The sequence below is a fragment of the Wenzhouxiangella sediminis genome, from assembly GCF_003410055.1.
GTDB classification, from domain to species: domain Bacteria; phylum Pseudomonadota; class Gammaproteobacteria; order Xanthomonadales; family Wenzhouxiangellaceae; genus Wenzhouxiangella; species Wenzhouxiangella sediminis.
The window spans coordinates 25,322-39,853 of the sequence record NZ_QUZK01000004.1 but is presented as its reverse complement, the minus strand read 5'-3'; the positions used below and the strand labels follow the sequence as shown (position 1 = coordinate 39,853).

Below are 14,532 nucleotides of genomic sequence, written 5' to 3'. Positions count from 1 at the left end.
GAGGATCACGGCATGCCCGAAACCCCAACCCTTTCAGTACTCGAAACCGGCCAGAAGGAGCGCACCGTGATGCGGTCGCTGCTGAACCTGGCGGGTGTGCGCAATGGTGGGGGGACCTGGCAGGTGATGGAAGAGCCCGGTGGCGACGTCACGATCATCGATGTCGACTCGGAAGAGGGCGAGTCGCGCTGGCTCGAATTGCGAGAGGCCGGCCACAACCCGATCGCCCTGACGCGGCGTCGCGAATTCGCCGCCACACACGTGCTTCACAAGCCGCTTCGTTCGCGCGAATTCCTTGACCTGCTAGAGCGGGTCAGCGCCGAGGACGTGCCGGCGCCCGGCTCGCAACGCATCGAGGAACCCGATCGCGGCGGCACCCCGGAGTGGCTGGGGCTGGAGCAGTCGGACGATCCCGAATACGCCACGCTGGCCGAACATCTCCGCCGGCAGACCTGGAACAGCCCGGTCGTGCTGGAACTGTCCGACTGGCCGCGCCTGGTCATCGATCCGGGTTCCGGAAGCTGGTTCTACGACGGTTCCATCGGCGACATGAAGCCCCAGACCTTCGCTCGTCCGCTGCCGGCCTCCGCCGGCAAGCCCGTCTCCAGCGCTGATCTCGTCGACGAGGTCGAGAACGTGGTGCGCCGGCCGCTGAGCGAACTGAAGTGGTTTGCCGGGCTGGCGCAGTCCCGCGGCCGGCTGCACCCGGACCTGCTCGGCGATGTTCAGTTCATGCTGACCCAGGCCCCGAGCGAGGCGATGAAGAACGAACGCTACGCCCAACTGGCGCGCATCCTCATCCGGGCGCCGTTGGGCATCGACGAGCTGCATCGCCAGTCTGGCGAGTCACCGGAGAACATCGCCGCTTTCCTCAACGCCTGCTACACGACCGGACGTCTCCTGGTCAATCGAGCACAGCAAGCGGCAGGATTCTGAGCGGGTTTCGGCTCGGGCGAGCCGGAGTCGCCGGGACAGGCGGCCTCTGGATTGAGGTTCTCTAGTACTTCAGCCTCACTTCCCCGATCCCCGTCACGCCACCCAGCGCGGCGAGTAATTCGGTAGACGGCGTCACGCGCCAACTCGATCCCAGGTGGAGAACGGCCCGGGCCGACTGGTTGCGGTACTGGATGACCACCGGCGTTCGCCCCGGCCGGTAGGGCTGCAGGGCCGCGGCCAGGTCGTGTTCCAGCGTTTCCGGCGGCTTGCTGATCTCGACCTCCACGCGCCGGGCGAACTGCGAGCGCGCCTCGTCGACGCTCATGACCTCCTCGGCCACCATCCGGAAACCGCCCCGGAAGCGGTCGATCTCGACCCGTCCCTTGACCACGACGATCTCGTCGGCGACCAGGCGATCCGAGACCTGCTGGAACAGGCGGTCGAAGACGGCCACTTCCAGGCGCGCCGTGCCGTCGTCGAGCGCGATGAAAGCGCCCTTGCCGGGCCGCCGGCGAATGGCGGCGATCAGGCCGGCCAGGGTCATGGGCTTGCCCTGGCCGCGGCGTCCGCCGTCGCCGCCGCCCTTGCCCAGCAGGGCCTCGATCCTGTCGAGCGTGGTCGTCGTGGTGTCGGCGAGTTCGTCGCGCAGCTCGTCCATCGGGTGGCCGGAAAGATACAGCCCCAGGGTTTCCTTTTCCGCGCGCAGCCGCTGCCGAAGCGTCCAGTCGCGAACGTCGGGAAGCGGGCGCTCCTCGGGAGTGCTTGCGCCGGCGGAAGAGCCGCCACCGAACAGGCTCGACTGACCGGCCTCCCGGTCAGCCTGGAAGCGCTCGGCCTCGGTCAGAATGTCGGGCAGGCCTTGCATCAGGGCGGCGCGGTTGTGATTCAGGCTGTCGGCGGCGCCCGAACGGACCAGGGTTTCGAGCGTTCGTCGATTGAGGCGCGAGAGATCGACTTCGCGGCACATGTGCGCCAGCGAGGTGAATTCCCCGCATCGCTCGCGCACAGCCACCAGGTTCTCCACGGCACCGCGTCCCACGCCCTTGAGCGCACCGAGCCCGTAGCGGATGGCACCGTCCTCGACCTCGAAACGGTAGGCGGAGCGGTTGACGTCGGGCGGGAGGATCTCGAGGCCCATCAGCCGGCAGTCCTCGATCAGGTTGGCGATCTTGTCGGTCTTGTCGAGATCGGCCGAAAGAACGGCGGCCATGAATTCCGCCGGGTAGTGGGCCTTCAGCCAGGCGGTGTGATAAGCCACCAGAGCATAGGCGACCGAGTGCGACTTGTTGAAGCCGTAGCGGGCGAAGGTCTCCATCAGGTTGAAGATGGATTGCGCCTGGTCCTCGTCGATGCCCTTGTCGGCCGCGCCGGAGACGAACAGCTCGCGCTGGCGCTCCATTTCCTCGACCTTCTTCTTGCCCATGGCGCGGCGCAGCAGGTCGGCGCCGCCGAGGCTGTAGCCGGCCAGTTCCTGGGCGATCTGCATGACCTGCTCCTGGTAGAGGATCACGCCGTAGGTCGGCTTGAGAATGGGCTCGGACCTCGGGTGCGGGTAGCGCACCGGCGCCTTGCCGTGTTTGCGGTCGATGTATTCGTCGACCATGCCGGCATCCAGCGGCCCGGGACGGTAGAGCGCCACGGCGGCGACGATGTCGTCGAAGCTGTCGGGCTTGAGCTTGCGCAGCATTTCCTTCATGCCCGGGGACTCGAGCTGGAAGACGGCGGTCGTGTGCGCGGCCCTCAGCAGCTCGAAGGACTTGCCGTCGTCTAGTGGCACGTCGTCGAGATCGACCGGTGCCTCGCCGGCCTTGCGGCGCGATTCGTTCACGGCCCTGAGCGCCCAGTCGATGATCGTGAGGTTGCGCAGACCCAGGAAGTCGAACTTGACCAGCCCGACCTCCTCGACGTCGTTCTTGTCGAACTGGGTCAGCACCGAGTGCCCGTCCGGCTCGGTGTATAGCGGGGTGTAGTCCGTCAGTGGACCGGGCGCGATGACCAGGCCGCCGGCATGCTTGCCTGCGTTGCGCGCCAGGCCCTCGAGCGAGCGGGCCAGGTCGAGGATCGAGCGGGTGTCGTCCTCCTTTTCGTAGCGCGCCTTGAGTTCGGGCTCATCTTCCAGCGCCTTGCCGAGCGTCATGTCGAGCTGGTTCGGAATCAGCTTGGCGATGGAATCGACGAAGCCGTAGTTGTACCCGAGCACGCGGCCGCAGTCGCGCACCACGGCCTTGGCCGCCATGGTGCCGTAAGTGATGATCTGGGAGACCTGGTCGCGGCCGTAGCGCTGTGCCACGTACTCGATCACCCGGTCGCGGCCCTCGACGCAGAAGTCGACGTCGAAGTCGGGCATGGAGACGCGTTCTGGGTTGAGAAAACGCTCGAACAGAAGCTCGTAACGTATTGGATCCACGTCGGTAATTCCCAGGCACCAAGCCACGACCGAGCCCGCGCCGGACCCGCGGCCCGGACCGACCGGGACACCGTTGTTGCGCGCCCAGGCGATGAAGTCGGCCACGATCAGGAAGTAGCCCGAGAACCCCATCGAGACGATGACTTCCAGTTCGCGCTCGAGACGCTGATCGTAGTCGGCACGCTCCACGCCTTCGGCCAGGCCGTGGCGCTCCAGGCGCTTGTCGAGTCCCTCGGCGGCCTTGCGCCGGACGAAGTCGTCCTCGGTTTCGCCTTCCGGCACCGGAAAAGCCGGCAGGAAGTACTCTCCAAGCCGCAGCTCGAGATTGCAGCGGCGGGCCAGGTGGAGCGTATTCTCGATCGCCACCGGCAGGTCGGCGAATCGTTCGGCCATTTCCTCGCCGCTCTTGAGGTATTGCTCGTCGACGTATTCGCGCGGGCGGCGCTTGTCGTCGAGCAGCCGGCTCTGGTGGATGCACACGCGCGCCTCGTGCGCGAAGAAATCGTCCCGGGTCAGGAAGCGCACGTCGTTGCTGGCCACGACGGGGCACTGGCGCTGGACGGCCAGGTCGAGCAGCCCGGACTCGATCACGCGCTCGTCTTCTCGACCCATGCGCTCCAGGGTCAGGTAGAGACGGTCGGGGAAGTGAGCCTCCCAGTCCTCCAGGCGGTTTCGCGCCAGGTTGCGGCGACCGTTGGACAAGGCCTCGCCGACGTTGGATTGGCGGCCCAGCAGGGCGATCAGGCCGTCGGTGTGGCCGCGCAGCCAGGCCGGGTGAACCCTCGGCTGGCCCCTGAAACGACCTTCCAGGAAGCTTCGCGAAAGGATGCGGCAGAGGTTGAGATAGCCGCCGCGGTCCTGCACCAGCAGGGTGACGACGCCGAACTGCTCGGCGTCGGCCGGATCCTGGACGCGCACGTCGGCCCCGACGATCGGCTTGATGCCTTTGGCCATCGCCTTGCGGTAGAACTTGACCAGGCCGAACAGGTTGTGCCAGTCGGTCATCGCCACCGCGGGCATGCCCAGCTCGACCGCCCGGTCAATCAGCTCGCCGATGCGCACCATGCCGTCCTCGAGGGAGTACTCGGTGTGCAGTCGCAGGTGGACGAAGGGAGACTGGGGTGGGGTCTTGGCGACTTCGTCGGGCATGGGGGGATTATAAGCGGGGGAGCCCGGGGCTAGGTTTCGGGTTTCAGGTTTCAGGGTTTCCGGGTTTCCGGGTTCCGGGTTCCGGGTTCCGGGTTCCGGGTTCCGGGTTCCGGGATGCCGTCGACCCATCGCGGCCTAGCCGCCCCGCATTCCGCCGCGGTTGCCGCCTGAAACCTGAAACCCTGAACCCTGAAACCCTCCTAGATCTTCCGCCCCATCATACGAACCCCCAGGACCAGCGCGATGGCCCCCACGGGCAGGCACATCCACCAGGGCACGCCGAAGCCGGCGGGCAGGGTGCCCAGCACGATGGCGATGATTCCGGCGAACAGGGCGTAGGGCAGCTGGGTGCGGACGTGCTCGATGTGGTCGCACTGGCTGGCCATGGACGACAGGATGGTCGTGTCGGAGATGGGGGAGCAGTGGTCGCCCCAGACCGCGCCGCCGAGTACGGCGGCGACCGTGCCGTAGAGAATCGGCATGTGCTCGGCGCCGGCCATTCCGTTGGCGGTCATCAGCACCCAGGAAAGCGGCAGCATGAGGGGCAGGAGAATGCCCATGGTGCCCCAGCTCGAGCCGGTGGCGAAGGCGGTGCCGGCGGCGAGCACGAAGACCAGAGACGGCAGCAGGCCGGGGTGGAGGCGTTCGCCCAGGAGTTCGGCCAGGAATCCCGCGGTGCCCAGCTCGCCGGTCATGCCCGACAGGGCCCAGGCCAGCACCAGGATGACGACGGCCAGCAGCATGCTGCGCACGCCGGTGAACCAGGCCGACATGATCTCCGCCATGGAAAGGCTGCGGTGCAGAACCGACATCAGGGCGGCTGCGAGAACCCCCAGCAGCGACCCCCACAGGAGCGACTTGTAGGCATCCGCGCTGCCGATGATTTCCTGCAGCGTGTCGCCCTCGCCGCTGGCGAACAGCCCGGCGATCACCGACACGATCAGCACTGCGACGGGGATGACGGCGTTGCGCGCCAGGCAGCGCGTTCCCTCGGCCGGCTGCACTTGTTGCATGTCGTCGTCGACGAGTGCCGTGCTGACGGCCTCCGGCGCGACGCGACCCTCCTGCCGAGCGCGACGCTCGGCCGCGTGCATCGGTCCGAAGTCGCGACCGGACAGGACGATAGCGAACACCAGCACCAGCGCGAACAGCGGGTAGAAACTGTAGGCGATCGAGTTGAGGAAGACGAAATACGCGTTGGCGTCCAGGCCGGCGATGTTCTCGATCGAACTGCGGATCAGGCCGACTTCGTAGCCGATCCAGGTGGTCACGAGCGCGAGGCAGGCGATGGGCGCGGCCGTGGAGTCGACCAGGTAGGCGAGTTTCTCTCTCGAGATCTGCATGCGGTCGGTGACCGGTCGCATGGTGTTGCCGACGACCAGTGTGTTGGCGTAGTCGTCGAAGAAGATGGCCAGGCCCATCGCCACGGTGGCAAGGCTGGCTCGCCGGGCCGAATCGGCGAAACCGACGATTCGCTCGACCACTCCGAGCAGGCCGCCGTTCTTGGAGATGATCCCGACCAGGCCGCCGACCATCATGGAAAACAGGATCACCGCGGCGTGGTCGCGGTTGGCCAGGGCATCGACGATATGGACTTCGAAGGTCTCGAGCAGACCGGTCCAGAGCCCGATCAGGGAGAAGTCGTTGAGCGCCCAGGCACCGATCCAGATGCCCACGAACAGGGCGGGTACGACCTGTCGCAGGAGCAGTGCCAGCGCAATGGCCAGCAGCGGCGGCAGCACCGAAACCCAGCCGTAGTGGCTGGCGTCTTCGGCGGCGAACAGGGCGGGACTGGCAAGCAGGGCTGCGCACAGCGCGATGCCGCGCAGTGCGGGGATGATCTTGTTATTCATTCTGTACCCGACATCGACTCGAGCACATTCTGGCACTTCCGAAAGCGCTTTGCCATGTCCTCGTGCTGGTCGAGCGGCTGCGGGAAACTGGCGTACCAGCGCTTGCGCAGGCTCGCCAGCTCGTCGGCAAGCCCGGGCGACTCGCCGCGTTCGGACATGCGTTGCGCCAGTCGTTCGACCTGGAAATTCATGCGTGCCTGGCGGTCTTCGGCTGGAGAGTCGAGGCCGGCGAGAAACTCCATTTCGACGACCACCTGCCGTGCACGGTCGCCATTGTCGGCCACCTGCCGGGCGAGCGTATCCTTGTCGACGTCATCGTCGGCGACGGTTCGGGCCGCAGCCAGCAGTGACGCCATGATGGGATCGTCGCTTCCACCATCGGGTGCGGAGATTTCCAGCTCGGGCTTGCTGCCCCCCAGGCGGGTCTGCCAGGCGGACTGCACGCTCGCGGCCAGTTCGTCGAGCTGTTCCAGGGCCTTTCGGCGTTCCTTGATGCGCCGGTTCTTGAGGCGTTCCTGCAGTGTGCGTTCTGCCTTCTCGAAGCGCTCCGCCAGCTTCACGGGGCGCCGGCCTGCCGACTGCCACTCAGCGCGAAGCGCCTTCATGCGACCGTCGGCCTGATCCAGCTCGGCGTCTTCACACTTGGCCAGTTCTTCGGCCTGCTCGGCCAACTCGCGCAGGGCGGCGACTTCGGCTTCCTGTTCCTCGCGTCGCTGGTCGTGCTCACCGCGCAGCTTTTCGAACAGCGGGTCGATGGGCGCCCGGAATTCCTTCCAGAGTTGCTGGTCGATGCGCCGCCGGCCCGTACCCGTCTCCTTCCACCGGGCCTGAAGCGCCTTGGCCTTCTCGATCGCCGACTTCAGGTCGGGTTCGTGTTCGAGCGCTTGCGCCTCTCGAATCAGGCGCCGCTTGGCGTTCTCGACGGATTCGAAGGACGCATCAATTCGTTTGGAAAGCGAATCCAGCAGCTCGCGCAAGCGTGCGGCCGACTTGCCGCGGGCTTTCGGCGGCAGATCGTCGAGACGGCGGATGGCCAGGCGCGCGCTTTTCGAGAACTGCTTGAGTGTCTCGATATCGCTGTCCTGGTCGGCGGCAAGAGCCTGTCCGCGCTCCAGGAATGCGTCCAGTTGCTCGAGGTTCTCCGCCTGGACTTCGTGACGTTTCTCGAAGAAGGGCTGGGCCTGTTCGAAGGCACTCTTGCAGGCTGCCTGGAAGCGACGCCACTGGCCGGCGGGTGCGGCGTGTTGCCGCTTGTCGCCCGGCAGGACTTCCAGGTTCTCGAGATGCTGCCATTCCCGCCGGGCTTCCTTCAGTGCCGCCGAGATGGCGTCCGGGTGCTGCTCGGAGCCGGCCAGTTGCTCCACGCGTTCGATCAGTTCGTCTCGGTGTTTGTTGTTCGACCAATGCTCCCAGTTTCGCATCTCGCGCAGGCGGCCTTCCAGGCGCCCCAGGCGTCCGCTCGCGTCGCGGGGACGCTGGCGGGGTTTGAGCCGGTCGAGGCGGCTGCGCAGTTCGCGCAATCCCTCCTGGGCCTTCACGATTTCGCCCGCCTCGAGGCGCCGTGCCACGGCATCGAGCTCCGCCTGCCAGTCGGTCGTGTCGGAGGGCTCACGGGGGGGTGCTGCCGGCTTGTTGCTGCCGCTCGCTTGCTGACGGCGCTTCTGCAGTTCCTTGAGAACGGGCAGGGCCCGTTCGCGGAGGGCCTCGTCGGAAGCCCGGGGTTCTTCGAGCCCCTGCCAGGCCCGGTCGAACTCGCCCAGCAGCTCGCCGGCGCGCTCCGGGGCCAGTGAGTCGATGGACTTGATCGCTTCGATCCGCTCCACCGCCCTGGCCAGGGGGGCATCCGCGGGCGCAGCCTCGGCGGTCGTCTCTGCGTCCGCGTCGGGCGCTGCCGGCCGGGTCCGGGGTTCGAGCGACCGGCGCACGATCTCCAGGGCGCCGCCAAACCTGCGGTCGAGCGACTCGGGCGGCGACTCGACGTCGCGCCACAGGCTCTCGAGCTCGGCCAGTTCCCGGCGGCGGTCGCCATCGAACTGTCCCCGGGCCAGGCGCTCGGCGCGTTCGACCAGGCGGGAGGCGGATTCCGCCGCCGCATCGTAAGCGCCGCTGGCGGCCTGGATTTCATGGAGGCGCGTTACGACGGCGCGTGCGCGCCGCTTGCTCTTGCGCTTCAGGGCGCCGGCAATCCGTTCGAGCGTCGATGCCTGGTCAATTCGGCCGATCAGTGTCAGCGCAATATCCTCGTCTGGCTCCTCGATCGCGCGATCGCCCAGGAAGCCCGGGGATTCGATCCGCGTCAGGGCCTCGGCGCGCAAGGCGCGATCGGGGGCGCGGCTGGCGGCGCGGCGGACGAATTGCTCGTCGTGGAAGCGGCGGAACCACTCCAGGCGTTCCTTGAGAAGCTGTTCGTCGGGGCGCTGCATGACGGCTTTGACCAGAAAGGCGTCGGCCGCTTGTAGGATGGCGCTGTCGGTTTCGCGGAGGCGGGCGTCGAGCCAGAAGGGCTCGGTGTTGATGCGCTGCAGGGCGGCGAGTCGAACCGTCGCGGAGTCGTCGTGCTCGGCGATCCGCGCCAATTCCTGCCGCAGCTGCTGATCGTCGCTTTTGGCGACGGCGCGTGCCCGGGTTGCCGGATCCTTCTGCTGCCAGGGCTTGCCGAAAAGTCTCGCCTTGATGCTCATGTCTGCTCTTGCCGCTGCTTGCTCGTTTCTATTATAGGGACCGTGCGCGATGCCCGAGACCGGGGACCTAGAACAGCTGCTGGACCATTCTGAAGCCGGCCACCCAGGTGCCGATCGCCGAACCGAGGTTGGACAGGAAGAAAACCAGCAGGACGCGTGAAACGCGATTCTTCCACCAACCCGAGAGTTTGACGACATCGTCGCGGAGGGTTTCGAAGTCACCCACTCTCGGTTTCCTCAGGGCCGCTTCGACTGCGCCTGTGACCATGCCGGCACCGATCGTCGGATTGAGCGAGGTCAGTGGTGCGGCGACCAGCGCGGTGCCCACCGTCAGGGGATGGCCGCCTGCGATGAGTGCGCCCAGGGCCGAGAGCGTGCCGTTGATCACCACCCAGGTCGTTACCAGGGCCCAGCCCAGTTCCGGCGACCGCGTGAAGCCGATGATGAAGCCCGTCGCCACCAGGCCGAGAATCAGCCAGGGCAGGTATTTCAGGAATCGCGATCGCGGCGGCATGGTATTCAGGTGCTCGACCGATTCGACCGGGTCGGCGTCGCTTTCCAGGGCCTTTGCGGTGCCCTCGAGGTGCCCGGCACCGAGGACGGCGAGTACCTTGCGCGGCGCGCGGCCCTCGTTTTCCTGGCGCAGGCGCGCGGCCATGAAGCGGTCGCGTTCGGCGATGAGCGACTCGAACAGCTCGGGAGCGGTTTCGGAAAACTCGCTGAAGGTCTCGGTCAGCAGGTCGCCCTGCTTGAGGCGCTCGATGTCTTCCTCGCTGACTTCCTGGCGCGAGAACATCGACATGACCAGGCCGTTGAGCATCAGCCAGCGCTTCCACCACGAAAGCCGACGGGAGGCGCGACGCAGGGTGATGCCGATGTCGCGATCGACGAGCTGTACCGGCACTTCGGCTCGCCGGGCGGCCTCGATGGCCATTTTCATTTCGGCGCCCGGCTCGATACCGAACTGTTCGGCGATGCGCCGCTGGTACGCGGCCAGGGCGAGCGAGGCCATCATCATGCCGGCCTTGCCCTGGCGAATGACCTGGAACAGGTCCATGTTCCGCCAGGCATCGCGCTGGGTGAGGGTCTGGTAGCGCGGTGCGCAAAGCTCGATGGCAACGGCATCGTAGTGACCGCTGTCGATCAGGCGTTCGACGGCCTCGGCGCTGGTGCGCGAGACGTGAGCGGTGCCGAGCAGGGCGTAGTCGACGCCGTCGCGCGTGACGTGGCGTACGGGCTCGTCTCCGAAGAGTTCCTGTTGATCGGGGGTCATCGAGGCCAGTCGAAAATGGCAATGGGGCAGTTTAGCTGATTGAACAATATTTTTTGCCGACGGGAACCGCCGTTTGGAGCGATAATCTAAGCTGCGTTGCGCTAAGCGCCGTCGCCCGCGGGTGGCTTCTCATGAGTTTTTCCGTTTCCCCTCCCGTGGTGATCGAGGCCCAGCCCGATACCACGACTTGCGGGCCCACCTGCCTGCATGCCGTCTATCGGCATTTCGGCGACGACATCGAGCTGACGCGGGTCATCGACGAGATTCACCGGCTGGATCATGGCGGCACACTCGACGTGTTCCTGGCCAATCATGCCCTGGCGCGCGGGTATCGGGCCGTTATCCACACCTGGAACCTCGAGGTCTTCGATCCGACCTGGTTCGCCGGACCCAAGATCGACCTCTGCGAGCGTTTGCGGCGTCAGGCCGCCTTCAAGCGGCGTGAGAAGCTCTCCATCGCCACCGACGGCTATCTTCAGTATCTCGAGTCGGGCGGTCGAATCCGTTTCGAGGACCTCAACCGGGCGTTGCTGCGCCGATTGCTGTCGGACGGACATCCGGTCCTCACGGGCTTGAGCGCGACCTATCTCTACCGCGGTGCGCGCGAGTGGGGGCCGGAAGATGCCGACGACGATATCCGCGGCGAACCGGTCGGGCATTTCGTGGTGCTGGCGGGCTACCGGCGCGAAACGCGAGAGGTGATCGTGGCCGACCCGACCAGCCCCAATCCGCAGGGTCGCCAGGTTTACAGTGTGCACATCGATCGCGTCATCGGCGCAATCCTTCTGGGCGCCCTGACCTACGATGCCAACCTGTTGGTGATTCGACCATGCAGCAACTGATCGTCGTCAGTCGAGCCGAGGACTGGCCGCTGGAAATCGAGGGCGTCGAGCGCGTTCTGGCGCGTGACTACCTCACTGATCCGGGCTGGTCCGAGCGCCGTTCGACCCGCGTCTACAACCTGTGCCGCAGCTACGGCTACCAGTCCAACGGCTACTACGTATCGCTGTTGGCGGCCGCTCGCGGGCACAAGCCCCTGCCGTCGGTGGCCACGCTCCAGGACTTCAAGGCGCCCAACATCGTTCGCATGACCGGTGTGGAACTGGCGCGGCTGATCGAGACCGGGCTCAAGCCGCTGCAGTCGGACGAGTTCACGCTTTCGATCTATTTCGGCCGCAACCTGGCGCGACGCTACGATCGACTCTCCCGGGCGCTGTTCAATCTGTTTCCGGCGCCGCTCTTGCGCGCCCGCTTCCAGCGCCTGACGGAAGGTTGGGCGCTCAAGCGGATTGCCCCGATTTCTTTCAGCGACATCCCCGACACGCATCTCGATTTCGTCCGGGAAGCGGCCGGGCGGTATTTTTCGGGCAAGCGACCGCGAGCAGGGCGTTCCAGGGTCTCGCGCTTCGATCTGGCGATGCTCGTCAACGCTGAAGAAGCGCACCCGCCCTCGGATGAAAAGGCGCTTTCGCGTTTCGAGCGTGCCGGGGAAGCGGTCGGTTTTCACGTCGAACGGGTGGGCCCCGACGAGATCGGGCGCCTGGCCGAGTTCGATGCGCTGTTCATCCGCGAGACCACGGCGGTCAACCACCACACCTTCCGCTTCGCGCGCAAGGCGGCGGCCGAAGGCCTGGTGGTGATCGACGACCCGGATTCGATTCTCAAGTGCACCAACAAGGTCTACCTCGCCGAATTGCTGCAGCGTCACGGGATCGCCGCGCCCCGAACACTGCTCGTTCACCGCGACAATGCCGCCGAAATCGAGTCGAGGCTGGGTCTGCCCGTGGTGCTCAAGCAGCCCGACAGTGCCTTTTCGCTTGGCGTGGTGAAGATCGAGGACCGCGAGACGCTCGAATGCACGGTGCGGCAGATGCTGCGCCGCAGTGAATTGATCGTGGCGCAGGAGTACCTGCCGACGGCCTTCGATTGGCGCGTCGGCGTAATCGACGGGCGCGCACTGTACGTGTGCCGCTATCACATGGCACGGGGTCACTGGCAGATCATCAACCACGAAATGGGCGGCGGTGACGAGGGCATGGCCGACACGCTTACAGTGGGGGAGGCCCCCGAGTCCGTGGTTCACACCGCGGTCAAGGCTGCCGGCCTGATCGGCAACGGCCTCTACGGCGTGGATCTCAAGGAAGTCGACGGCCGCGTGCTGGTCATCGAGATCAACGATAACCCTTCCATCGACGCCGGCTGCGAAGACGCGGTCCTCAAGGACGCGCTCTATCGCGACATCATGGGCGTCATGTTCAAACGCGTCACCGAGCGCAAGCTCGGGCGTGCCTCTTTGCAGTAGCCGTCATGCCGACTATCGAACCCGTCACACCGCAGCCCCACCTGCACGCCTTTGCCGGCTTCGGCATCGAACTGGAATACATGATCGTCGACCGGGAAACGTTGGCGGTCGCGCCGATGGCAGATCGACTCCTTGCCTTGCAGGCCGGCGAGATCGTCAACGAGGTCGTCAAGGACAAGCTCGCCTGGTCGAACGAACTGGTGCTCCACGTCGTCGAGTTGAAGACCAATGGTCCGGCGGATTCGCTGCGCGGTCTCGACGGGGCATTTGCCGAGGATGTGCGCGAAATCAATGCACAGCTCTCGCCGATGGGTGCCATGCTGCTGCCCACGGCCATGCATCCATTCTTCGATCCGGCCGCGGAAACACGACTCTGGCCGCATGGTCAGAACGAGATTTACGCCGCCTACGACCGGATCTTCGCATGCCAGGGCCACGGCTGGTCGAACCTGCAGTCGATGCATATCAACCTGCCGTTCTTCGACGACGAGGAATTCCGGCGCCTGCACGCCGCCATCCGACTCGTCCTGCCGCTGATTCCGGCGCTTTCGTCCGCTTCCCCGCTGGTCGAGGGCGAGTGGTCGGGGTGGATGGACTCGCGATTGGAGTTCTACCGCGACAACCAGCGCCGAATTCCCGAAATAGCCGGCCTGGTGGTACCCGAGCCGGTTGCTTCGATCCGCGACTACTCGGAACGCATTCTTCAGCCGATCTACCGCGCGATCGGCCCGTACGATCCAGAGGGCATCCTGGCCGACGACTGGCTCAACTCCCGCGGTGCGATCGCGCGCTTCGAACGACAGACGATCGAGATTCGCATCATCGACATCCAGGAGTGCCCAACGGCCGACCTGGCGGTCGCCGAGGCGGTGCTGGCCCTGGTCCGAAGGCTCTACGAGTCCGACGAAACGCTGGAAGCCGGGCAGGCGCTGTCGACCGAGGCCTTGTCGAGCCAGTTGTTCTCAGCCGCCCGCGAGGGCAGTCGAGCGGCGTTCGACTACGAGGCGTGGCGGTCGCTGTTGACGTCGAAAGCCGTTGAGGACGGACGTGCCCTGTGGCTCGAGTTGCTTGCCGACCTGGACGTCTCCGCGCCGGCTGCTGAGACCCTGTCGACCATGCTGGAAAGGCGGACGCTTGCCGAGGCTCTGCGCCAGCGCCTCGGGGAGCAGCCCGCGCGAGCGGCCGTCGTCGACTGCTACCGGGAGCTGGCCGAATGCCTGGATCAAAACCGCCTGTTCGGGTCCTGATCACCTGCGAGCACGCCTCGCGGCGCATTCCGGGACGGTTCGCGCAGTTCTTTGCGGGGAGTGAATCGAAACTGACCGGGCACCGGGGCTGGGATCCCGGAACGGCGGAGCTGGGCCGCGCCCTGGCCCGGCGACTCGACGCGCCGCTGCTTGCCGGGCGGGCGAGCCGGCTGTTGATCGACCTCAACCGGTCGGCGAGTCATCCGCATCGGTTTTCCGAGTTCACGCGCGGCTTGCCGCCCGGTGAGCGGGAACGGATCGAGCGCGACTGGTGGCTGCCGCACTGGCGGGCCTACCGGGAGTTCGTGGAAGGGGCGGCGGGCCGGGTGGTTCACATTGCCTGCCACAGTTTCACGCCCGTTCTGGAAGGGCGGGAGCGCCGGGTGGACATCGGCCTCCTCTATGACCCCTCGAGGGCGCCGGAGAAGCGCTTGTGCCGGCGCCTGGCCGCGCAAATCAGTTCACGCCTGCCGGACCTGCGCGTGCGGATGAACGTCCCCTACCGCGGTACCGCCAACGGCCTCGGGCAGCAGCATCGCCGGGTATTCGGCCCCGATCGCCTGGTAACCATCGAGCTCGAGGTCAACCAGGCCCTCGTCGACGCCGAGGACTGGCCTGGAACCAAGGCCGGCCTGGTCGAAGCGGTGGCCGCGGCCCTGGCGGACAGCGACTGACGGGCGGAGC

The 14,532-nt window shown here is 66.3% G+C and carries 9 protein-coding genes; 5 read left to right on the top strand and 4 right to left on the bottom strand.

Features of this window, described 5'->3' with window-relative positions; genetic code table 11:
* Positions 1 to 12: 12 nt before the first annotated feature.
* Complete coding sequence (locus tag DZC52_RS00950; protein WP_116649249.1) at positions 13 to 936, top strand: hypothetical protein; 924 nt, start codon at positions 13 to 15, stop codon at positions 934 to 936.
* Positions 937 to 997: 61 nt separating this feature from the next.
* Here the strand turns inward: DZC52_RS00950 and dnaE are convergent, their stop codons facing one another.
* The 4 genes from dnaE to DZC52_RS00930 form a co-directional block, all read right to left on the bottom strand.
* Entirely contained in the window at positions 998 to 4,492 is a 3,495-nt protein-coding gene (gene dnaE / locus DZC52_RS00945; RefSeq protein WP_116649248.1) for a DNA polymerase III subunit alpha, read from the bottom strand.
* A 200-nt stretch (positions 4,493 to 4,692) separates the two neighbouring features.
* Entirely contained in the window at positions 4,693 to 6,345 is a 1,653-nt protein-coding gene (locus tag DZC52_RS00940) for a Na+/H+ antiporter NhaC family protein (protein WP_116649247.1), read from the bottom strand.
* Entirely contained in the window at positions 6,342 to 9,026 is a 2,685-nt protein-coding gene (locus DZC52_RS00935) for a DUF349 domain-containing protein (protein WP_116649246.1), read from the bottom strand. Before DZC52_RS00935 ends, DZC52_RS00940 begins: the two co-directional genes overlap by 4 nt.
* Positions 9,027 to 9,093: 67 nt before the next feature.
* Entirely contained in the window at positions 9,094 to 10,299 is a 1,206-nt protein-coding gene (locus tag DZC52_RS00930; RefSeq protein WP_116649245.1) for a TraB/GumN family protein, read from the bottom strand.
* Between the two features lie 131 nt (positions 10,300 to 10,430).
* Between DZC52_RS00930 and DZC52_RS00925 the strand changes: the two genes are divergently transcribed.
* Genes DZC52_RS00925 through DZC52_RS00910 form a run of 4 tightly spaced genes read left to right on the top strand, consistent with a single transcriptional unit; the run spans position 10,431 to position 14,522 of the window.
* Positions 10,431 to 11,141, top strand: a complete 711-nt coding sequence (locus DZC52_RS00925; RefSeq protein WP_116649244.1) for a C39 family peptidase — start codon at positions 10,431 to 10,433, stop codon at positions 11,139 to 11,141.
* On the top strand, positions 11,129 to 12,601 hold the full coding sequence (locus DZC52_RS00920; RefSeq protein ID WP_116649243.1) for a RimK family protein: 1,473 nt from the start codon (positions 11,129 to 11,131) through the stop codon (positions 12,599 to 12,601). The genes DZC52_RS00925 and DZC52_RS00920 overlap by 13 nt, the downstream gene beginning before the upstream one ends.
* A gap of 5 nt (positions 12,602 to 12,606) precedes the next feature.
* Positions 12,607 to 13,848, top strand: a complete 1,242-nt coding sequence (locus DZC52_RS00915; RefSeq protein ID WP_116649242.1) for a carboxylate-amine ligase — start codon at positions 12,607 to 12,609, stop codon at positions 13,846 to 13,848.
* Positions 13,815 to 14,522, top strand: a complete 708-nt coding sequence (locus tag DZC52_RS00910; RefSeq protein WP_116649241.1) for an N-formylglutamate amidohydrolase — start codon at positions 13,815 to 13,817, stop codon at positions 14,520 to 14,522. Before DZC52_RS00915 ends, DZC52_RS00910 begins: the two co-directional genes overlap by 34 nt.
* The last annotated feature ends 10 nt before the right edge of the window (positions 14,523 to 14,532 follow it).